General features: G+C 61.5%; 17 protein-coding genes and 3 pseudogenes. 14 read left to right on the top strand and 6 right to left on the bottom strand.

The window, feature by feature from the left end:
- The first annotated feature begins 172 nt into the window (after nt 1–172).
- Nucleotides 173–1255: a hypothetical protein gene (locus M9924_20565; GenBank protein MCO5066771.1), complete on the top strand. Its 1083-nt coding sequence runs from the start codon at nt 173–175 to the stop codon at nt 1253–1255.
- An 8-nt stretch (nt 1256–1263) separates the two neighbouring features.
- Nucleotides 1264–2433 carry a site-specific integrase gene (locus tag M9924_20560; protein MCO5066770.1) on the top strand — a complete coding sequence of 390 codons (1170 nt, stop codon included), beginning with the start codon at nt 1264–1266 and terminating at the stop codon, nt 2431–2433.
- A 44-nt stretch (nt 2434–2477) separates the two neighbouring features.
- Here the strand turns inward: M9924_20560 and M9924_20555 are convergent, their stop codons facing one another.
- From M9924_20555 to repA, 3 genes are all read right to left on the bottom strand, one after another.
- Complete coding sequence (locus M9924_20555) at nt 2478–3824, bottom strand: replication initiation protein RepC (GenBank protein MCO5066769.1); 1347 nt, start codon at nt 3822–3824, stop codon at nt 2478–2480.
- A 158-nt stretch (nt 3825–3982) separates the two neighbouring features.
- The gene (gene repB / locus M9924_20550; protein MCO5066768.1) at nt 3983–4969 is read right to left on the bottom strand and encodes a plasmid partitioning protein RepB; all 987 of its coding nucleotides are present in this window, start codon (nt 4967–4969) and stop codon (nt 3983–3985) included.
- A gap of 34 nt (nt 4970–5003) precedes the next feature.
- The gene (gene repA, locus M9924_20545; protein ID MCO5066767.1) at nt 5004–6248 is read right to left on the bottom strand and encodes a plasmid partitioning protein RepA; all 1245 of its coding nucleotides are present in this window, start codon (nt 6246–6248) and stop codon (nt 5004–5006) included.
- A gap of 697 nt (nt 6249–6945) precedes the next feature.
- On the opposite strand from repA, the gene M9924_20540 reads away from it, so the two are divergent.
- Nucleotides 6946–7158 carry a hypothetical protein gene (locus M9924_20540; GenBank protein ID MCO5066766.1) on the top strand — a complete coding sequence of 71 codons (213 nt, stop codon included), beginning with the start codon at nt 6946–6948 and terminating at the stop codon, nt 7156–7158.
- Between the two features lie 718 nt (nt 7159–7876).
- Here M9924_20540 and M9924_20535 read toward each other — a convergent pair.
- Nucleotides 7877–8995 (bottom strand): site-specific integrase, encoded by a 1119-nt coding sequence (locus M9924_20535; GenBank protein MCO5066765.1) that lies wholly within the window; start codon nt 8993–8995, stop codon nt 7877–7879.
- A 98-nt stretch (nt 8996–9093) separates the two neighbouring features.
- On the opposite strand from M9924_20535, the gene M9924_20530 reads away from it, so the two are divergent.
- The 5 genes from M9924_20530 (at nt 9094) to M9924_20510 (ending at nt 12189) form a co-directional block, all read left to right on the top strand.
- Complete coding sequence (locus M9924_20530; GenBank protein ID MCO5066764.1) at nt 9094–9372, top strand: DUF1778 domain-containing protein; 279 nt, start codon at nt 9094–9096, stop codon at nt 9370–9372.
- Complete coding sequence (locus M9924_20525) at nt 9369–9896, top strand: GNAT family N-acetyltransferase (GenBank protein MCO5066763.1); 528 nt, start codon at nt 9369–9371, stop codon at nt 9894–9896. Before M9924_20530 ends, M9924_20525 begins: the two co-directional genes overlap by 4 nt.
- Nucleotides 9897–10145: 249 nt before the next feature.
- On the top strand, nt 10146–11099 hold the full coding sequence (locus M9924_20520) for a DUF1403 family protein (GenBank protein MCO5066762.1): 954 nt from the start codon (nt 10146–10148) through the stop codon (nt 11097–11099).
- 2 nt (nt 11100–11101) lie between these two features.
- Nucleotides 11102–11728, top strand: coding sequence for an SMC-Scp complex subunit ScpB (locus M9924_20515; protein MCO5066761.1), 627 nt, complete (start codon nt 11102–11104; stop codon nt 11726–11728).
- Nucleotides 11729–11916: 188 nt separating this feature from the next.
- On the top strand, nt 11917–12189 hold the full coding sequence (locus M9924_20510; GenBank protein MCO5066760.1) for a hypothetical protein: 273 nt from the start codon (nt 11917–11919) through the stop codon (nt 12187–12189).
- A gap of 111 nt (nt 12190–12300) precedes the next feature.
- Here M9924_20510 and M9924_20505 read toward each other — a convergent pair whose 3' ends face one another.
- Complete coding sequence (locus M9924_20505; protein ID MCO5066759.1) at nt 12301–13038, bottom strand: AAA family ATPase; 738 nt, start codon at nt 13036–13038, stop codon at nt 12301–12303.
- Here M9924_20505 and M9924_20500 point away from each other — a divergent pair.
- Entirely contained in the window at nt 13024–13980 is a 957-nt protein-coding gene (locus M9924_20500) for a hypothetical protein (GenBank protein ID MCO5066758.1), read from the top strand. The two genes, M9924_20505 and M9924_20500, sit on opposite strands and share 15 nt — an antisense overlap.
- Nucleotides 13981–14051: 71 nt before the next feature.
- On the opposite strand, the gene M9924_20495 is transcribed toward M9924_20500, so the two are convergent.
- Complete coding sequence (locus M9924_20495; protein MCO5066757.1) at nt 14052–14921, bottom strand: IclR family transcriptional regulator; 870 nt, start codon at nt 14919–14921, stop codon at nt 14052–14054.
- Nucleotides 14922–15028: 107 nt separating this feature from the next.
- On the opposite strand from M9924_20495, the gene M9924_20490 reads away from it, so the two are divergent.
- From M9924_20490 to M9924_20470, 5 genes and pseudogenes are all read left to right on the top strand, one after another.
- On the top strand, nt 15029–15796 hold the full coding sequence (locus M9924_20490) for a cyclase family protein (GenBank protein ID MCO5066756.1): 768 nt from the start codon (nt 15029–15031) through the stop codon (nt 15794–15796).
- A gap of 420 nt (nt 15797–16216) precedes the next feature.
- Nucleotides 16217–16990 (top strand): annotated as a pseudogene (locus M9924_20485) (3-hydroxyacyl-CoA dehydrogenase NAD-binding domain-containing protein).
- Between the two features lie 94 nt (nt 16991–17084).
- Nucleotides 17085–17822, top strand: a pseudogene (locus tag M9924_20480) (3-keto-5-aminohexanoate cleavage protein).
- Between the two features lie 485 nt (nt 17823–18307).
- A complete protein-coding gene (locus tag M9924_20475) occupies nt 18308–19483 on the top strand; it encodes an ABC transporter substrate-binding protein (protein MCO5066755.1) in 1176 nt (391 codons plus the stop codon).
- Between the two features lie 308 nt (nt 19484–19791).
- Nucleotides 19792–20673 (top strand): annotated as a pseudogene (locus M9924_20470) (AMP-binding protein).
- The last annotated feature ends 212 nt before the right edge of the window (nt 20674–20885 follow it).

The raw sequence follows: 20885 nt of genomic DNA, 5'->3' as shown, positions 1-20885 counted from the left end.
GCTAATCGGCATTTAAGTTGACTTGCAGAGGATTTTCTCCGGCGAGCCTTTCACTATCGATAATGACCTCTTATCGATAGTGATTGATTTCGCCGCCCAAATCGCCCAGAATCGCCCTCCAGATGGCTGCCGGCGCCCTGCCGCGCGCCCTTCCCGGCCGGTAAAGATGGAAATGTCCGAAGCGCCGATCCGCCTGCCCGCCGCCGCCACGGTCGACACCGTGCTCGCTGGTCTGGACCCGGCCTCGGCCGACGCCGAGCTCGCGCCTGCCCTCTCCCGCACCTTTCCCGGCTTCGTGTTCTCGACCGCACCGATCGACGATTTCTATTGGCGCGTCGACACGCGCACGGTGATCGAAGCTGGCGGCGTCCGGCTCGGCGAGCACGAGGCGTGGGTCAAGAATGAACTGGCCGCGGCCGGCGGCGATCTTGCCGCCTTCTGGCAGAGGCATCGCGACAGCGGAAAACAATTCGCCGAATGGCGCGGCCGCGCCGTCTTCGCCTTCGCCCCGACCGGCCCCGGCGTCGCCGACTTCATCCAGCTCTTGCTCGGCCGCGAGATCGAGGTCTTGGCCGGCGCGATAGTCGATCCCGGCTATCGGCCGCGGAGCATCGACGATCTCCTGGAGCCGTCCTGGATCAAGCGCGAGCCGGTGTCGGACGCGCCGGTCCTCGCCGGCCCGGCTTACCGGCTGCAACGACGCAGCGGCTTCGTCCATGTGCGCAGCTTTCTGGCAACGCGCCGGCGCCGGGAACGCGAGCAACGCGAAACACGCCGGCCTGAGCTCGAAGCCCACGCGGACCGTCCGCCGGCAGCAGCGGCATCGCAATCGTCGACGCCAATCCCGCCCGGTTTTTTTGTTTTCGTCCCGCGCGAGAACCGCTTCTTCGCCGACTGGGAGCGGTCGAGCGCATCGGCAGCGCGGATTTTTGAGCACTGGGCCTTCGACATCAGCGACTACGAGGAGCACAGCCAGCGCCAGCTCAGCTTCATCCCGCGGCCGCTCAAAATGCCGGCCGAACGGCTGGTGCCGGACGAGGGTGTGTCCGTCCACCGCCTGATGGAGCGCATCGAGGCGATCGACGACGCAGTGGGTCTGCCATTTGGTTGGTTTTTCCTGATGACGCACGGCCATTGGGTCGATCCGGACGTCGGTGACGCCATCGCGGAAGGCCTGCGCGCCGGGCGCGTGCGGCTACCGGATCGCGATGCGGCCGTCCTGCTCGGCTGGGCCGCGCAAAAGTATCTGTTTTGAGCGCCGCCATGGATGTTCGTCTGCCCAAGCCGGTATCCGACGAGACGCTGCGGCGTGCCGAGGCGCTCGATGCGCTGGACGCGGTGCTGCCCTTCGGCCGGCGCGATGTCCTGGCCGAGATTCTCACCGACGACGACGTCGCCACACTGCGCCATCTGGCGCGGGAGGGCATGGGCGAGAACTCACTGCGCGCGCTGGCCTCCGACCTCGGCTATCTCGAGGCCTGGTGCCGGGCGGCGACCGGGCAACCCCTGCCCTGGCCGGCGCCGGAAGCGCTGCTGCTCAAATTCGTGGCGCATCATCTATGGGATCCGGTCAGGCGCGAGACCGATCCGGCGCACGGCATGCCCGAGGACGTTGCGGCGAGCTTGCGAGCCGCCGATCTGCTGCGCGTCGACGGACCGCACGCGCCGAATACGGTGCGGCGGCGTCTGTCGAGCTGGTCGACGCTGACCGGATGGCGCGGGCTGAAAGGCAAGTTCAATGCGCCGGGCCTGCGATCGGCGCTGAAGCTGGCCGTGCGGGCGAGCCCCCGGCCACGCAAGCTCAAGAGCGCCAGGGCGGTGACCACCGACGTTCTTTCCGCCCTGCTTCAGGCCTGTGCCGGCGAGCGCCTGGTCGACGTGCGCGACCGCGCGCTGCTGCTGATGGCCTTCGGGTCCGGCGGCCGGCGTCGCAGCGAGGTCGCGACCTTGCGGCTTGACCAGCTGGTCGAGCAGGATCCCGTCCCCGCCGATCCGAAAAACCCGGACAGCCCGCTCCTCCCGTGCTTCAGGATCAACTTGAGCCGCACCAAGACGACCGAGGCCGACGACGACGCCTTCGTGCTGCTGATCGGTCGTCCGGTCACGGCCCTGCAGGACTGGCTGGAGCGAGCCGGAATCTCTGAGGGCGCCGTGTTTCGCGCCATAGACCGCTGGGGTCATCTCGAACGCAAGGCGCTGACGCCGCAGGCCGTCAACCTGATCCTCAAGCGACGCGTCGCCCAGGCCGGCCTCGATCCGGCATTGTTCTCCGCCCATGGCCTGCGCTCTGGCTACCTCACCGAGACCGGCCGCCGTGGCATTTCCCTCCCGGAGGCCATGCAGCAGTCGCAGCACAAATCCATGCAACAGGCCGCGCGCTACTACAACGATGCCGAGCGGCAGTTGGGCCGGGCGGCGAGGCTGATCACCTAACGGCCCATCGGCTGCAGCCGATCTGGTGAGAGCTCGGTGCATCGTCACCAGCCCTTTTTCTTCATGCTGTCGCGCAGCGACTTGCTGATCTCGAGCGAGTTGCCGGCGCCCCCTGGCCCCTGCCCTCGCGCTTCACCGCCCGACGGTTCTGGCGTCTCCGGTCGTGCGGCCGCCTTTTCCGGGGCGCCCATGCGGGCGTTGAGGAGCGCGGTGATCATCGGCCAGACCGAGAATTTCTGCTCGCGGGCCCGCTCCGTCAGGTCGCGCAGATAGCCGCCGCGGCTGCGGATGTGCTCCGCCCGCTGCAGGATCGCGGCCAGCACGATCGACGCACTCTGCAGGCCCATCACCTCGACCGCGTCCTGCCAGGCGCTGGGGCTGACCCCCATGCTCGGCCGGGTTCGATCGGCGGCGGCGGCGAGATCCCGCCAGGTCCGGATTTGCCCGCCCTCGGCATACGGCACGATGTCTGGGCAGGCGCTCAGCACCATTCCCAAGGGCAGATCCCGTCTTGGCAGGCTCCGCACGTTGTCGGTAGGCTCGGCGCTGCCGCTCACTTCATTCTTAGTTCCTAAGCTATATTTAGTTTCACCGTTAGGATTAAAGTTTGGGGTTGAATTTTGTATGTGGCGCTCAGAGTGAGACTCATTGGCGTTCGAATCTTGTGATTTAACGAATAATTCCAAGGTCTGATGCACCTCGGCCCACAGGTCTTCCAGCTCGTCGGCGAGCACTTCTAGTACCTGGCGCGGCGCTGTGCGAGGAAGGCGGCCGATGATCGCCTCGTAGCGGCGCTGAAAGCCACGCCAGTTGCCAGGCACGCTCTCGTTAATGCCGGCCTCGATCATTTTGACCACGTCGCGCCGGCAGATCGTGAGACGTTCCTTGACCAGGCGGAACGCCTTGCGCTCGGCCGCGACGGCCTCCGCAAGCTCGCGAAACTCCTCGGCGCGTGCGAGGATCGGCGACAGATCGAAGCCGTACGCCTGCTCGATCGCGCCGCCCTGCCCTTTCCGGGCGAAGCGCTTGCCGTTTGGACTATCCCGCCGGATGATCAGGCCGCTATTCACCAGGTTGGCCAGATGACGCCTTAGCGTCGCCGGGGACATGCCGTTGGCGCGACGGATGAGCTGCTCATTGGAGGGGAAGACGATCAGGTTGCCCTCCCCCGTCAGCTCCTCGTCGCGGTGGAACGTCAGCAAAGCGTTCAGGATCGCCAAAGCGCGATCAGTCGCGCCCAACGCCTCCTTAGCTTCCCTGATATCCCGAAAGACCTGCCATTTTGAGGCCTTGGCGTCCTGTTCGATACTTTTGGCCGAGACTTGGCTTGAGATCAGGCCAAGCGTCATCGGCCGCCGCCCGAAGGGCGTCGTTGCAAGATGCGTCTGCATTTCTTCCTTCGCCTTCTATTCAGGCAAAAGAAATCTGCTCGCCAAAACGACGCCTAGGACTCTTGACAGTGATTCGCAGAAGTGGGATTCTCAGCTTGCTAAAGGTTGAGAAGGGCTTCCGCGACGGTGACGTTCGGGGGCCTTTTTCTTTTGCGGTTTCAGTTCTCCTGTTTCGACTGTCTGTAGGCCTGAAAGAGGCTGTCCAGATTGCCCGAAATCCACTCGCCGAAGGATGTCGCTTCGGCTTTTGAAATCTTCATCGTGTAATCCTTTGGGCCGGACTTCGCGGTCACGCTAACTGATTTGTCGCTGGGGGCCCAAGATATGTCCGCTGGCTTCGAAATTGTCTTCCGGACAACCTTCCCTCCCTTATGAAGGGCGTCGAACAGCCTGTTGAAGCGTGCGTCTGAATCTGCGGAAAGGAAGCTTTCAGTGCTGATGAATTCCTTCGCTGCGGCAGCGTTACGGGGATTGTCAATCAGCTTCCGGAGTTCGAGCCATCGATCACGTCCGATCCCTTTGGCGGCTCCAATGCTCTCAATGACTTCCGGAGGAATGGATTTCGGGATCGTCATCATTTTCGAGAGCGTCTGATAATCTACGGAAAGTGCGGACTGGATCGTCTCCCGCCCAAATCCACGCTCACCAAGCTGCCGTGCAAAGACTACTTTCTCGATGAACGACAGGTTCGCCCGAGCGGAATTCTCCTGCCCCTGGGCGATAACGTGGTCGAGGTCCTCGAGCGTCTTTACAACAGCGCGGACTTTCAGCCCCAGTTCATTTGCTGCACGCAGACGACGATGCCCAAACACCACCATGTATCGGCCTTCAGCCTTAGGATGGGGGCGGACGAGGATCGGAGTGTCCTGTCCGCGTGCCCGGATCGCCTCCACGAGTTCCGAATACTGCTCGTCGTCAACCATCATCCGGTCAGAGACGAAGGAAACGTCAACGACAGCAGGATCAATCTCGATGATGGCCTCGCCGTCTGCCAACAGGGCCGCTTGTTTTGTTAGCTCGTCAATCGACGAGGAAATGGATTTCGCCGCACCAAATTTGGGCATCGCAGCGAAACGCTCCTCAGCCGCGACGTCTGTTCCGTCGTCCTCGGCGAGAATTCGATTGAAGATGTTCTTTCTGGCCATCTAGGTTCCTGCGGATGCATCCGTCTCTTTGAAATCACAGAGGAAAAACGGGATTTAGACTGCCGTCTATTTTCGGCCGCCTGCCCCATGCTGTGTGGATCAGGTTTCGGATTTCCGTATTCACAGCCTCCATGGATTCCATGGCACGGTCGTATGTCGACCTGGTCATGCTGGAGCGCTCAACCTCATAGAGAGTCTGCTTCGTCAAACCCGCGTCAGAGATCGCAGTAGATTTCAGCATCTGGTTTTGGAGCATCTGCGACGCAAGGATCGATTGCATGAAACCAACCATCTGAGCCTGCGGGATGTCCGTCGGCTCGTAGCGAGTAACAAGGTAACGGAACCAATCCAGGTCGACCTCGCCACCTGCACGGTTCACCGTTTTCAGTAGGTCACCCAACATCAGCAGAAATTGTGACATGGACATTAGGTCGAGCATCTGCGGGTGAACCGTGATGAGAACCGAGGTGGCGGCCGCCAGCGCTGTGAGCGTCAGGTAGCCAAGTTGAGGAGGGCAGTCGATAACGACGACATCGTAGTTGCTGTCGACTTCGTGCAGGGCGTTTTCGATGCGGTTCCAGAAGGTCTTCCCATCCAACGAAGCCTTGTTTTGCATCGCCAGCGGAGTGTCGTACTCGTATTCCTGCAACTCTAGGGAAGCGGGAATAAGATCGAGATCCGGGAAGTTCGTCTTCCGGATCACGCTCGCAACAGGCTTGCGCTCGTCGTCATACCGGATCGCCTCGTAGATTGAAGGATATCGGTCGAGCTCAGGCTGAACGCCATGGAGAGCGGAAAGAGAAGCCTGGGGATCGAGATCGATCGCAAGAACACGGTGTCCGGTGAGCGCAAGGTGCTGGCCAAGGTGTGCCGCCGTTGTTGTCTTTCCGGAGCCGCCCTTGAAATTGACGACAGCGATTACCTGCAGCTTGTCACCAAGTCGGCGATGGGGAACATAATTTTTACTCTCGGAACGGCCGTGGCGATCCAGCCAGTGGCGGAGTTGCAAGAGTTGCTCGGCCGAATATGTTCTCCGCCCGCCTGAATGGACCGTTGGCGGGACAGCCTTGCCTTCTAGGTGCAGCTTCTTCAGATTGCTGGTGGATACTCCGAGGAAATATGCCGCTTCTCCGAGCGAGAAGTCGCGCAGCGTCTTCGTGGCGTTCGGAGGAAATGTCTCCAGCCGAAGGAGGTTCAGCTTGCGGCTGATTTCGCGGCCTTGGGCCGAAATGGTGTCGTCAAATCGCTGCTTGTTGACGGCAGAGACGGGTGCATTCATCTCGTCGAGACCTCAAATGACGGCATTTGGCGCAAAACTGGCCGATTGCCGTCATTATGCCTGATTCTGCTTCTCTCACAAGAAGTTTAAGGTTAACAGAACATTAACGGAATTCTCGACGGAGATTTCGCCCTTGGAGGCGCGTCGGATAGTATATCGTGCATTTGATCGGCCAAGGATAACTAGCATTTTTTCGTCGGGCCTTTGCCGGGAGCGGCGCAAACCTGACTACGGATCGCGTAAACTTTCGGATAGGATTTGGCGACCCATTACGTCCGGAGATCGACAAGCAGACCCTTGATATGGCGTAAACTCAACGGAAAGCTGATCAGTCGGACGTGGTGTTCTTAGCCGGATAGAATGCTGCTTGGAGTCCAAGATCGGCTACGCGCCCCTGAAGCGAAGGGGATCCACATTGGCCGACGATGGATCTCGGGTCTTGACACCGCGTCGATTGCGGCAGCCCCCGGCGGGCGGAAAAATAGTCGGCAGTCTAAATTCCGTTTTTCCGCAATGATTTCAAAAGGAGTGACCGTTTCCGTTGAATACGATTCCCATACAGAACATTTGCAACCGAGTCCTCGCCGGAGGGCTTAGACAGGTCCTGCCAACGACAAGCCTTTCGCGGGAGGCCTAAGTTGGGTGGCGGCAAAGTCCATTGACGGTGAGGCCATCATCGAGGAACGGGCCCTACAGCGTGCAACTGGACGACGCGGCGCTTGCGCATTGCCTTGCGGATCTCGACTTGGCCAAACAGCACCCCGGACATGTCAGCTCCTTTTTCGGTGAGGTTTCCCCCGCGCTGCAGGTCGAGTTCGCCGTTGCGCATCACATCCCGGTCCCCGACCCGAAGGCCGTTGCTGCTGCGTTCTCTGCCTGGTCTGGCGAGAGCTATCCCCTCGCTGCGTGATGGCCGGACTGGATGGCCGGCGCCCTTCCGAATGGCAGCGGCTTTTTCATATCGCTGTCGACATGATTGACCAGCTTCGAGAGAATGCCGGCGGCTAGGACATCGAATGGTCGTTTGGTGGTGGCACGGCGAGATGACCTAGATCGGTCATCGTGAAAGCCATGACATCGACATTTCCTGGACGACCCCCACTGCTCGGCTTTGTCGATCCGTCCAAGCAACCTGCGTTTTGATCTGGCGCCATCGGACTTTCAGGGTGATGGACGTCGCTTTCAGAAATTCGCCTTCGAGAACGTCGGGGAGATTGATTTCATCGTGGCCAGAGCTTTGAAGCAGACGCCCTTCGAAATGAAGTGGAGGTCAGGGCTGCGCAGCTCGAGACGATTCCCTAGATCATCGCAAGGAAGGTCTATTACCGAGGATCGGAAGCCAAGCCGCGCGACACTTTCGATATCGCTGCTGCGGCCCGGACCCAGTTGGAGCCCGTTGTCGACGCTCTGCGCGCGTTGCCGGAGCAGGTTTCCGGGACCAGGGAGCGGCTGGAAAGACTCAATCCCGAATTTGTCGACCGCGCAATCGCGCAGCTGATGATCTTGCCTGACTACGAAGCGTCGGCGCCCGATTGTCTGGACGGAGCGCTGGTTGTGCTCATGAGGTGTTGTCGTCGCCCAAGAAAACCTGAGCGCCTCCCCGACGATCGAGCGGGGAGGGGAGGCTCCTACAGCCCGGACGCCTTTGTAAGATTGACGCGAAACCGATCGCGGCGGCGCTGGTATCTCCGGGTCATTTCCGCCGAGGCATGACCGAGCTGCTTCTGCACATAGCGCTCATCGACTTCGGCCGACGAGGCGAGGCCAGACTGCAATGAATGTCCGGCGAACAGCTTCCTACGTTCGCCTTCCGGCAGATCTCCGCGCACGCCGGCGGCCAGCGCGGTGCGCTTGACGAGGCGCGCGACCTCCTGGTCATTGAGCCGCTCTGAACCAACGGCCTTGCCTTGCCCTGTCACCCGGCGAAAAAGGGGGCCGTGCGCGATCCGCGCGAGCTTGAGCCAGGTCTCCAGCGCGACGACCGGGCAGGTCGTATCGGACGAACCGCGCCCGACTTCGACCTCGCGCCAACCAGTTTTTCCTCTGAGCGTAACGAGCAGGCCCTTGTCGGGAAAAAATTCGATCCAGCCGGACGAATCCTCGGTCTGGTCGCGGCCGACGTCGAGGCCGACGACCTCAGAGCGACGCAGGCCGCCAGCAAAGCCGAGCAGCAACATCGCGCGATCGCGCAAGCCTCGCAGGCTGCCACGGTCGAGCGTTTCCAGCATGGCGATCAGATCCTCGGGCAACACCGCTGCCTTCTGGCGGGGCGGGGCGGCGTGTTTGTTGCGGATGCCGGCGATGACTGTCGCGATGTGGCGGTCTTTTCTGTCGAGCGACTGGCCGCGCTGGGAATAATTCCAGGTCAGCGAAGAGAGGCGGCGCTCGATCGTGGATACCGAGTTCGGCTTCTTGTCGCCGGCCGCCGAGCCGGAAGCACAGGCGGTGATGTAGAGGCCGACGGTTTGTGGGTCAGGCGGGAACATCTCAAGACCTTGGCGCCGGCACCAGCCGGCAAAATGCTTCCAGTCGGCCGCGTAAGCACGCCGCGTGTTGGCCGAACTCGCCGCCTCGACATAGCCACGGGCCTTGTCGGCGAGCGCTTCCAGGTGACCGGGCAGGCGTTGCGCGTCATTTGCTGTCGCCGGCAGGGGAGGGGAGGGAGCTTTTTCGGCAACCGCGGTGTGCCGTCCCATCTCCATCACGACGTCGACGATGTCCGGGAGATCGTTCTCGTCAGGGTTCATGATAACGTACCGCCGTTGTACGCATTCAATGCGCATTGGGTTGAAAAACTGGTCCGGCACGTGTATCCATGAGAGGCAGACAGTTTCGGATCAAACTCATGGCCCGCACAGCCCTCGATAATACCGGTCGGATGAGCATCCGGGTCAAGCCCGAGGTGAAGGCACGCCTCATGCGCGCCGCGGCGCTGCGCCACACCGATCTGACCAGTTTTGTGACGCAATCGGCCCTGCGCGAGGCCGAGAGCGTCATTGCCGACGCCGCCGCTATCAGGGCGTCTGAGCGCGATTTCGCCCGCATCCTAAAACTTGTGGACAATCCGCCGAAGCCGAACGCCAAGCTGAGAGCTGCGGCGGAAGCGTTGCCCAAGACCTTATGACGCTGCCGGCGTGGCACGAGGAGGCGATCGCCACATCCCATAACCGCAAAGGGTTTGATTGCGGCGACGCCGAACTGAGCATTTTTCTGCAGCGATTTGCGCGGCAGGGACACGAGCAGGGCGCGGCCAAGACCTTTTGTGCGGTTCCCGACGCACAGGCGGACCGGATTCTCGGTTTCTATAGTCTGGCGCCGGCATCGATCAAGTACGACACTGTCCCGCCATCGATGACAAAGGGCCTTGCACGGCACAAGGAGCCGGGCTTTCTGCTGGCGCGTCTGGCCGTGGACAGATCTGTGGCGGGCAGGAGACTTGGAGGCCAACTCCTCCTCCTCGCCGCGCTGCGCTGCATCCGGGTGACGCAGGAGATCGGCGGCGTGCTGATGATCATCGATGCCAAGAACGACCGCGTCGCGCGCTGGTACGCGGGCTATGGCGCGGAACCGCTCATGGATCGCCCGCTGACGCTGGTGGCGCCGTTGGCCACCTTTGCCGCGGCGCTGAAGGCGAGCGGGCATCTCTGACAGGTTTGGCAGTTCGGTCGACACCCGCGCGTCCGGAATGTTATCTCCAGCGCCCGTGCTGTGGGACGCTCCGGAGGCTCGCTGAATGTGATTTTTGGGCTTCTGCTCGACGAAAACGGCCATTTCTCCTATAAAGACGAAAACGAACGATAATGCAACATTATCACTCGTTTTTCTGTGCCGACAGGCTGTGCGTTTTGGGTCGAAATTAATGGCGTAAAGCGCACCGCCGTTCTAGCCTCAAAAAGAATGATTCGCCTCGATCCAGCTACCACCAGCGCCTTCGCGCCGTCCGCCGTTCCGCCTTGGGCGCGCGCAAGCGCTGGCACGCCGAGCGACGGTGACGCCGCCTTCCGGGCCGGCGCCGCCTTGGGTGCCCTCGACACGCTCGCTCGCGCGCAACCGAGCTGGGCCGGCGTCTGGTGCCAGCGACTGGCACTCAACTGCGCCGCCGCCAGCATGCGGCTCGCCGGCCGCGCCGAAGACGCGGCCGCCTTGCGCGATGCCTGGCACCTGCGCCCGGCCGGCGCCGATCCAGGGCCCGCCGGCGCCATCTTTGGCGCCTGGCGGCAGTTGGCCGTGCAGCCGCCCATTGCCAGCCCTGACCGGCTCGAAAAGATCGTCGACCAGCTTGGCCTCCATTGGGACGGCGCGGCTCTCGATGACCTCTGCACGGAAATCGAAAAGCTCGCTGCATCCCAGCGGCCAGCGCCGTTCGCCGCGGCTTCGATCGCCGCTCACGTCGTAGCCATGCGCCCCGATGCCGAGCTGTTTGCCTGGTGGCTCGCCGACCTGGTGCTGGCGCAAAGCCTGCGCTGGCCGCGGCCGCTGCCCCTCATGATGGCGCAGGCCTTTGGTCCGGCTTTTCGCGGCGAGGCCCGCGGCAAGCGCATCCGACCCGGGGAAAAAAGCTTTGAGCGCGCGGTCTGCATCGCCTTGGCGCAGGCCGCGGCCGATGCCTGTCGGCTGGCCGCCGAGCTGTCGCGCCATGCCGAAAAACTTCTGGCAGTGACGCCAAAGCTGCGCGCCAAAGGCGCCGGCGACGTAATCTTTCTGCTGCTCAGCGAAGACGCCGTTTCAGGCTCGCTGACGACGAAGAATCTGTCGCGCTTCGCGGTGCGACGCCTGTTCGAGCGCCTCCAGCAACTCGATGCCGTGCGCGAGCTTTCCGGCCGCACCAGCTTCCGGCTGTTTGGGCTGTAGCGATGAGCGAAGCCTCTGTCCGCCGCAAGCCGAACGAGCAGCCGGCGCTGCTCGACACCGAGCTCGAGCACCTGCCGCAAGAACTGCGCTGGCGCGAATGGATGGGCCGTGTCGAGGCGGTGATCTTTGCGGCCAGCGAACCGGTGTCGCGCGAGGTGCTGGCGCGCGTCGTCGGCAAAGGCTGCAATCTCGACCTGGTCATCGACGACATTCGCGCCGAGCTCGCCGGCCGCCCCTACGAGCTGGTCGCGGTCGCTGGCGGCTGGCAGCACCGGACCAAAAAGGCCTTTGGAGACATCATCCAAGCCGCATTCGGCAGCCCCGCGGGGCAGGGGTCGAAAGAATTGTCGCAGTCGGAGGCGCTCGTCTTGATGTGTATTGCCTATTTCCAGCCGATCACCCGTGGCGAGCTGTCTTCCTTCTTCGGCAAGGAGGTGTCGCGCGATCTGATTGGCGTGCTGCGCGCGCAGGACCTGATCGCCTCGGGGCCGCGCAGCCCGCAACCGGGCGCGCCTTACACCTATGTGACGACCAAAAACTTCCTGTCGCAGTTCGGGCTCCACACGCTGCGCCAGCTGCCGGATTTTGCCGATAGCGAAGAATATGGCGGAGTCGCGGCCGACGGATGACTGCCCGCCGCCGACGCGACAGGCAATGGCCTCGCGGATATTCGCGGCTCAATAGACGGATTGCGGGGCACTCGCGGCAGGCCTCTTGGTGTAGTCGCTGTCCGAAGTTTGTATGCGTATCTCAGACATGGATTCAGCAGGCTCCGACTTTGCGCCTATCGTCCACGCCACCGTCGCCTTGAGATCTGTTGATCGTGCTGCGCGCAGCGATCCTGATCGAAGCCTGCTCGGACATGAAAATGCTGAAGCATCGTTTTCTGGCTCGGCCGCTCCTCGTCGCGGCACTGCTGTGGCGGGAAGCGCTTGCCGCCAATCATTCCGTCGGCCTGCATTTTGTATTAAGCCGCCAACACCCCCATCGCCTATTAAATTACCATTCCAGTTTCAAGCAACCGCAGAGCATCACCTCTTGGGTTTCATCTGCGGCCGATCAGCCTCTGCAGCTTCGCTCTCAGTCTTGAGATCGGCAATCAGGGCCTCAAGTTCAGAAATATGCTCGGCGAACTCATGGGGAAGGGGAACGGATACCGTGTCGGCCGCCGGGTTGTCATGGCTGTGGGTGTTCGCGCGCGTCATGCCCTCATGGAATCGAATTGCCAGCGCGTCTGGAGTCGAACATAGCGCAATAACTGGGTCTGGATGACGTCCGTTCCCCGCCGGATTATGTCCCGGAAGACCACTTCCTCGACAACGCGCTCGTAGGTGTCGCGCAATCGGCCATAGAGGTTCTTCACCTGATACTCGTAGTCCGCCGGGCTAACCGTATGGAGCTTTGCCAAGGGTGCTGCGTCATTTTTAAGTCGGCCGATGCGTTTGGCGACATTCTGGCCCTTCCAGGGCATCCCCGCCGTATCCACCTTGCCCGCGGCAGACTTGTCGCTGAACAACGCGACCGTAACGGGTTCGATGCCCACTTGATCTGCCGCACTACAGAGCTCGTTGAAAAAGACAATGTCGTGCGTGAACACGATCACCTGTCGCTTGGATGCCTCCTCCGCAATCCGCTGAGCAACCTTGGCGCTTCGATCACGATCGAGTGACGAAACAGGGGCATCAATCACGATCGGTCCTGAGCCGTCGGTCAACGCGACTTCGGTCAGGAACCCGGCAAGGGCCAAGGCACGCTGCTCGCCTTCACTTAGGATCTCCGAGGTGACCTTCGTAAGTTTTGTCTTGGGATCGACCTCGAATTCCGCCTTCGTCTGATTGCTCTTGCGTGCAAGGCCTACTTTGAGGTGCATGATGTCGAAGCGGGCCCTTTCGGCATCAAAACGCTCGACGACTGCTGTTGTCAGATGGGCGTCGACCAACTCATTTGCGCGCTGCGTAACCTGCTACTTGATGTTCAAGAGTTGCAGGATGTTCGAGAGGCATTGAACGCTGAGGTCGCGGCACACGAGGCGACCAAGCAGGAAGTGCTCGATGCCTTTGGGGTGAAAACTCTGCCGGAGGTGGGGGAGCGCGATGAACAGCTGCGCGAGCGAGACCGCCTGCAGAGTGCCGGGGCCGAGCTTCAAGAACGACTCACGAGCGAGCTCGCCGTCGACGACTTCGTCCAGGCGCAGTCATTGCTGGAGGGCCTCGATCTCGATGGGCTCGCAATTGAAAAGGCCGAACTCGAGCGGCGTCTCGCCGACCTCGATGACTCACTGCAACAGCAGCTCATCCGACGAACCCGGGCGACCGACAAGCTCGATGCGATCGGCGGCGACAGCGCAGCTGCCCGGATCGATGCTGATCGTCGCACCGCCCTTCTCGAAATCGAGGAGAAAGCCGTCAGCTACATCGAATTGAAGCTCGGGGTGATGTCGGCGTCGACCGCGCTCCGGGTCTACCGCGAACGTCACCGCTCTGGAATGATGAGGGAGGCTTCCGACGCCTTCGCACTGATCACGCGAGGGCAGTACACAGGCTTGACGACCCATCCAGTAAAGGGCGGCGAGGTCCTCATCGCGACACAGCGGGATGGCCAGTCAAAGGTCGCGGACGCTTTGTCGAAAGGCGCGCGTTTCCAACTCTACCTGGCTCTGCGGCTCGCCGGATATTACGAGTTTGCCAATCTCAGGCCCTCTGTCCCCTTTATCGCCGACGACATCATGGAGACCTTCGACCATCTCCGGTCGGAGGAAGTTTTCCGCCTGTTCGGCGAGATGGCCAGTGTAGGCCAGGTGATCTATCTTACCCATCACCAGCACCTATGTGACATCGCCAAGGCGGTCATTCCCAACGTCGCGATCCACGAGCTCGGGTAATTTAAACGGCATTGTTGCTGGTCGGCTCTCGAGGAAAGTTGCATTGTGTACGACCGCTTCACGGCTCATTTTCAGCCATCACAATGCGCCAGTCGATCTCCAAAAAACGGTCGCTCATGTGACGCCTCTTCATGAGGGCGCAACCCCAATTCCGCGCGGATCCGCAGCAGCCGCGCGATCACACCTGCCTTCGCGCTGGAAAATCGCGCCGAGGGGATGGGTACAGAAATCGAGTAGCGCGCGCCCGCAGTGTCGATGAAGCCTATACCGACAGCGCTGATGCCAATTGTGTGCTCATCGAGGTTGAACGCGATACCCGTCCGTCTTATTTCGGCGAGTTCCGCCAGAACGTCGCTCACGGTTCTTGACCCGGTTTTGCCTTTCGTATCGGCAAGTTCCGCCCTGATCAGCGTCTCTGCCGCCTCGTCGTCTAGAAGGGCGAGACAGGACTTTCCGTTTGAGCTGACCGTAAGTGGAAAGACGTCGCCAATCGCGGAGACCGCCCGGAGCCGATGCGTACCGGAGATTTGATCGAGAAACAGCATCTGCCTGCTGCGCAGGACGGAGAGATCGACGGTCTCTCCGGTCTGTTGAGACAGCGCGACGATTAGCGGTCGAACCGCCTCGACGACGTCGATCTTCCCGAAACGGGCAAGCGACTGGATCTCGGGACCTAATCGAAAGCCGCCGACCGGCCCGGCCGACATCACGAGACCTTCCTCCAACAGGGAATCTACGATGCGTTGGACCGTCGAGCGCGGAAGGTGAACATGAGTTGCGATCTGGCCGAGACTCATCCCGTTGCTGGTGTGCTTGAGGGCTCGCAGTATCGAAGCCGCGCGAGCGATGACCTGGATGCTGCCGCGCCTGGCACCGCTACCTGCCGAGACGGCTACCGGCGCAGGCTCCCGTGTTTGCGCACCAGAAGAATGTTTCGCCATGCGAAGCCCCTACGAAATGTACCGTTATGCGATACATCCGTATCAGAATAATTGACTGCTATTCAATACCAGAGTTAGCCATGCAGGGCGGAAACAACGAAAGACGTATGATGATCAAAATTCGCGGCATCGAATTTCAATCCAATACCGAAAACGAAATGGGGCTGGAATTTTACAATCTTTCGCACCGTTTCGGCTATCAGTCGCCAAACTGGCCCTACTTTCCGGACGTGAAGATCGAGCGCATTCACTACATGGCGAAATCCGGCGTGCTCTCGCAGATGATCACTACGAGTATGCCCAACACGACGCATATCGACGCCCCGGCCCATGTCGTTCAGGGCACGCCCTTCATCAACGAAGTTCCGCTGCCGCATTTCTTCGGCACCGGGATCGTTGTTTCCATTCCGAAAGAGACGTGGGAACCGATCACCTATGACGATCTTGAAAAGGCCGCGGGCAAGCATGTTCGGTCTGGGAACGTTGTCATCGTCAATACCGGCTGGCACAAGCTGTACGACGACAACGAAGACTATTTTTGCTACGCGCCCGGCTTTGTCTCCTCGGCGGCGGACTGGTTCATCGAAAAGAAGGTGAAAGTCGTCGGTCACGATACGCAGGCAAATGACCACCCGCTCGCCACCGCCCATAGGACCTCACCGCAACGGCCCGCTGCATCCGCACTTGGCGGACGAATACCGGATCTGGTCCGGAGGACGCGACTGGAAGGAGGATCATCCCGAGTGGGAGCCCGTCCATCGCAAGCTCTTCAGCAAGGGAATACTCGGCATCGAGAATGTCGGCGGCGACCTGGACGCCGTGACGGGAAAGCGCGTCACCTTCGCGTTCTTCCCGTGGAACTGGGATCGCGGTGACGGCTGCATCATCCGCCTGGTGGCTATGATCGACAAGCGCCAGACCTACCGGATCGAAGCCGGCCAGGCTTTTAGGGCAAGGCGGTCCGTCACGCCGGAGGAGGCCGCCAAACCGGCCTGAATGGTTCCCGGAAGTCGGGCGGCAAGGGAGGATATAGATGGACGCGCCAAAGATCGCCGTCCTGGGCGCCGGCCTTATGGGGCACGGCATCGCCCAGGTGTTCGCAGCCGCCGGCCATCCGGTCGCGTCTACGATCCCGCGGCCGACAGCCTGGCTACCCTGCACGAGCGCATCGAGGTGAACCTCGTTTCGCTGGGAGGCGATACCGCATCTCTCGAACGGGTCCGTCCTGTCGGTGCGCTGGCCGAGGCGGTGCGCGACGCGGACTTCGTGATCGAGGCGGCCGTCGAGCGCCTTGAGTGAAGCGTGAACTTTTCGCCGAGGCCGAGCGCCACGCGCCGCCAGACGCCATTTTCGCGAGCAGCACCTCAGTCATTCCGATCACGAAGATCATGTCCGGGCTTGCACGCCGCCATCGGGCGATCGGAACGCATTGGTGGAACCCGCCCCTCCTGGTCGCGCTCGTCGAGGTGATCGGGACGGAATGGACCGACCCCGCCAGGCTCGCGGCGATGATCGCGCTGTTACGAAAGGTCGGCAAGACGCCCGTCTATGTGAGAAAGGACGTGCCGGGCTTCGTGGGCAACCGGCTCCAGCACGCGCTCTGGCGCGAAGCCATCTCGATCGTGGAACAGGGCATCTGCGATGCCGAAACGGTCGATACGGTCGTCAAGGCCAGTTTCGGCATGCGCCTTCCCGTTCTCGGCCCGCTCGAGAACGCGATCTCGTGGGCACAGATCTCACGCTTGCGATCCACGAGACCGTGCTGCTGGCGATCTGCGTCGAGCCGGGGGCCGTCGCCATATCTCCGTTCCCTCGTGGCCAAGGGGCGACTTGGCATGAAATCCGGGGGGCTTCCGGATCTGGCCGGCGGAGGACCAGCAGGCGCTGAGGCAACGCCTTACGACCCATCTGCTCGGTCAGCGACGCAAGGCAGCCGAAGTCGAAGCCGAACGGGACGCTACATGAACGCGAACGGAAAAGTCATCATCACCTGTGCCGTAACCGGCGCGATCCATACGCCGACCATATCGAAGGCGCTGCCGTATCGTCCCGAGGACATAGCGCGGCAGGCAATCGATGCGGCGGAAGCAGGCGCGGCGATACTGCATCTCCATGCCCGCAAACCCCGTCGACGGCTCGGTCTCGATCGACCCGGCCCATTTCATGGACTTCCTGCCGACCATCAACCAATCCACGGATGCAGTAATCAATCTCTCCACCGGCGGCAGCCTGACGAACACCATTCCAGAGCGGATCGCCCCGGCGAAGCATACCGTGCCCGAAATGTGCTCACTCAACATGGGAAGCATGACCTTCTCCATGCATCCGCTGGCGGACCGCTATCAGGATTGGCGGTTCGACTGGGAAGAGGCCTACATCCGCAACTCGGACTCTTATATCTTCCGAAATACGTTTCGCGACATCGCGTATGTGGCACGAGAGCTCGGGGAAGAGCATCATGTCAGGTTCGAGCATGAGTGCTAATGTCGGTCACCTTTACAATCTGAAGTTCTGCCTGAGCTCGGGCATGTTCAAGCCGCCCGTGTTTATCCAATCATCTTTGGCATTCTGGGCGGAATCGGCGCGGAGATCGACAATCTCATTTTCATGAAGCGGACTGCCGATCGGCTTTTCGGCAGCGACTACCGGTGGTCGGTGCTTGCCGCCGGAGCGAGTCAGATGAACTTCGCCATGACCGCCGCAATGATGGGCGGTCACGTCCGCGTGGGGCTCGAGGACAGCCTCTTCATCAGCCGGGGGAAGCTCGCCACAAGCAATGCCGAGCAGGTCACCAAGATACGGGACATCATCGAAAGTCTCGGCCTCGAAATCGCAACGCCTGCGGAGGCGCGCGAGATCCTGAGGCTGCGAGGCGGGCTACACGGTGGCCTTCTAGACTAGGAGGCTCGCGGTCATGCCGCGAGCTTCGCAAGGCTGCCGATCGCCAAGTTTCTCGGCGATGCGCGCCGATGGCCAGATGCCGATTGTGTATTACATGGCGATACACCTGCATCATTTGGTTTGACCGTCTCGGAGGGAGGAGCGCATCGTCGGCATGCAAGCAAGACCCGCCCAAGATCGAAGGCCAGACCTCGGAAAACCGAGACCGCCGCAGATCAGCAAAAACATAAAATACGGGCGTCTTGAGGGAGGAGGGTACAGATGAACACAGCCTATTCCGGAACTCCGCCCTGTCCCCTGCTGCAGGCTGCAGAACAGTCAGAGGCGCAAGTCTGATCCGTAAGGATAGCGACCGAGCGCGCCCTGATGGTCGAAGCGGTCGCTTCCGCTGCTCGTCAACGCACAAATCAATCTGGGAAGGAAAAGCCATGATATTTCAAAGTCGTCGCAATCTGCTCATCGGCGGGGTCACCGCAGCCGTGCTCATGCTCGCGCCAGCAATGAACGCCAGCGCACAGGAACCGCTGAAGGTCGGACTGCTCACCGTCAGGAGCGGGCCGCTGGCGGGTACCGGAGCCCAAACCGAAGCCGGCTTCAAAGTCTTCCTGGAACAGCGCAAGAACATCATCGAAGGACGCGAGGTCCAGCTCTTCGTAGCGGATACCACCGGGAATCCCGCGGTCGCGAGGACGAAGACACAGGAACTCATCGAGCGCGACGGCGTCGAGGTTATCATTGGCGCGGCGTTCGCCTTCGAGGCGCTGGCGATCGAGGGTTTGATTCGGCAGGCCAAGGTTCCGAGCCTTGCGGGAGCCGGCGGCGAGGACCTCACACAGCGGAAGATAAATCCCTGGTTCGTGCGCGTGTCCAGTTCCTCCGCGCAGGTCGCCCATCCCTTCGGAGAATATGCGTACAAGACGCTAGGCTATCGGAAGATCGTGACGATCGGCGACGATACCGCATACCAGCACGAATTCTTCGGAGGGTTCACACGGACCTTCAAGGAAGCGGGCGGCGCGGTCATACAGAAGATCTGGGCTCCACTCGGTTCGGCAGACTATGCGGGCGCGATCGCTTCCATAGACGGGGACGCGGACGCAGTCGTCGCCCTGTTCACCGGGGCGAACGCCCTGAAGTTCCTGCGCCAGTACGCAGAGTACGGTATGAAGGACAAGATGCCGTTGCTGACGGGGGCGATCACTGTGGACGAAAGTTTTCTGCAGGACGTTGGCGACAACGCGGTGGGGGTGATCTCCGCCGGCTGGTATAGCGCGGCGCATGACAGCCACGAGAACCGCGACTTCGTATCCAGCGTGAAGGCTGCCACCGAAGGGGTCGACCCCGGCATCTACGCGATCCAAGCATATTCTGCGGGGCTCGCGCTCGAGGCCGCACTGAAGACGCTGAATGGGCAGACCAAGGACAAGGACGCGTTCATCAAGGCGCTTCGTTCGGTGGAAATTCCCAACGATCCTCGCGGCCCATGGAAGCTCGACGACTACGGTAACCCGATCACCAACGTTTATATACGGAAGGTCGTTCGGAAGGACGGCCGGCTCCAGAGCGAGGAGATCGCGACCATCCCAAATGTCTCGCAGTTCTGGACGTATGACCCGCAGGAGTTCCTGAAAGCGAAGATCTATACGCGCGACGGCCAGTAGGACGGCTGGCAGCGCGAGGCCAGCCGTCACGTTGGTCGGTCGGTCGGTCTCTGAATGCATAGCGTTTTGAGAAAGCCTTTTACATCCGGCCTCGCGCTGATCTTCCGGCCGACTAGAGATTTCCAACCGGGCGCATGTCTTCGTCGCGCCGATACCCAGCCCCGCCTCTCGCGCATAAAGCGACGGCGTTCCGACGCGACTATGATACCGGCATGGCGGCCGGGTCGGAAAGGGCTCACCAAGGTCTCCTTACGGTGGGCCGGCCGCGCAGACGCATGTGGCGTTCGGCTCCAGCGGACTGCTGAACCCGAATCAGCCATACGCGACACTGGCCGCTCGAGCTGATACCGCGTCATGGGGTGACGCATATGTGCGTCGCGCCCATCGTCTACACAATGCTGATTAACGCGCCGTCGGCGCTACGCGGCGGTACGGCCCTCTCCATCGCAGGTCTCGTGGCGGGCGCGTCTCCGACAATGGCGATGATCGAGGGCGCCGAGGAGATCGCCATCAAACTGACCCATGTTTACGGCCTCACCGAGGTCTATGGCCCCGCCTCCGTCTGCGCGGAGCAGCCGGGCTGGGACGACCTGCCAGTCGCCGAGCGAGCTAGGCACAAGCGGCGGCAGGGCGTCGCCTATCATCTTCAGCAGGGCCTGACGGTGCTCGATCCCTCGACGATGACGGAGGTACCGCGCGACGGCGAGACCATCGGCGAGGTGATGTTCCGCGGCAACGTCGTTATGAAGGGCTACCTGAAGAACGAGACGGTGACACGCGAAGCATTCGCCGGCGGCTGGTTCCACACCGGCGGCCTCGGCGTGCTCGACGCCCATGGCTATGTGATGATCAAGGATCGATCAAAGGACATCATCATTTCCGGCGGGGAGAACGTCTCGTCCGTCGAGGTGGAGGACGTGCTTTGCAAGCATCCCGCGGTGCTGTTCGCGGCCGTGGTCGCAAAGCTGGACTAGAAATGGGGCGAAGTCCCTTGCGCCTTCATTGAGCTGAAAGACGACGCTAAGGTCACGGAAGCCGAGATCATCGCGTTCTGCCGTCAGGAACTGCCCGGTTTCAAGACGCCGAAGGCGGTGGTGTTCGGAGCCCTGCCGAAGACGTCGACCGGAAAGACCCAGAAGTTCGAGTTGCGCAACCGAGTCCATTCGGCAAGTGCGATCAGCGATGCATGAAAGCCGGCGGTTGGCCAAAACTGGTCGGTATCCAGCTTGCCCGGACTCTGCCCTCACTTCCTGCGTTGACCGCGCTTTCAGCCGCATAGGATGGTAGCGCGCCCTCAATCTCCCCCTGCATGCTTGGATGTAGGTCACCGCGACGAGGCGGGGTTTCGCGTCTCCAAGGTTTCGGCATTGCCGTCGTTATGCCGAACGTCCCAATCAGCGCA

It is taken from the genome of Rhizobiaceae bacterium (assembly GCA_023953835.1).
Lineage (GTDB): Bacteria > Pseudomonadota > Alphaproteobacteria > Rhizobiales > Rhizobiaceae > Mesorhizobium_G.
This window is presented reverse-complemented; position numbering and strand designations above follow the sequence as displayed.

Coding starts and splice junctions, on each gene's coding strand:
- M9924_20565 (MCO5066771.1), top strand. CDS start 173: ATGTCCGAAGCGCCGATCCGCCTGCCCGCCGCCGCCACGGTCGACACC.
- M9924_20560 (MCO5066770.1), top strand. CDS start 1,264: ATGGATGTTCGTCTGCCCAAGCCGGTATCCGACGAGACGCTGCGGCGT.
- M9924_20555 (MCO5066769.1), bottom strand. CDS start 3,824: ATGCAGACGCATCTTGCAACGACGCCCTTCGGGCGGCGGCCGATGACG.
- repB (MCO5066768.1), bottom strand. CDS start 4,969: ATGGCCAGAAAGAACATCTTCAATCGAATTCTCGCCGAGGACGACGGA.
- repA (MCO5066767.1), bottom strand. CDS start 6,248: ATGAATGCACCCGTCTCTGCCGTCAACAAGCAGCGATTTGACGACACC.
- M9924_20535 (MCO5066765.1), bottom strand. CDS start 8,995: ATGAACCCTGACGAGAACGATCTCCCGGACATCGTCGACGTCGTGATG.
- M9924_20530 (MCO5066764.1), top strand. CDS start 9,094: ATGGCCCGCACAGCCCTCGATAATACCGGTCGGATGAGCATCCGGGTC.
- M9924_20525 (MCO5066763.1), top strand. CDS start 9,369: ATGACGCTGCCGGCGTGGCACGAGGAGGCGATCGCCACATCCCATAAC.
- M9924_20520 (MCO5066762.1), top strand. CDS start 10,146: ATGATTCGCCTCGATCCAGCTACCACCAGCGCCTTCGCGCCGTCCGCC.
- M9924_20515 (MCO5066761.1), top strand. CDS start 11,102: ATGAGCGAAGCCTCTGTCCGCCGCAAGCCGAACGAGCAGCCGGCGCTG.
- M9924_20500 (MCO5066758.1), top strand. CDS start 13,024: ATGGGCGTCGACCAACTCATTTGCGCGCTGCGTAACCTGCTACTTGAT.
- M9924_20495 (MCO5066757.1), bottom strand. CDS start 14,921: ATGGCGAAACATTCTTCTGGTGCGCAAACACGGGAGCCTGCGCCGGTA.
- M9924_20490 (MCO5066756.1), top strand. CDS start 15,029: ATGATGATCAAAATTCGCGGCATCGAATTTCAATCCAATACCGAAAAC.
- M9924_20475 (MCO5066755.1), top strand. CDS start 18,308: ATGCTCGCGCCAGCAATGAACGCCAGCGCACAGGAACCGCTGAAGGTC.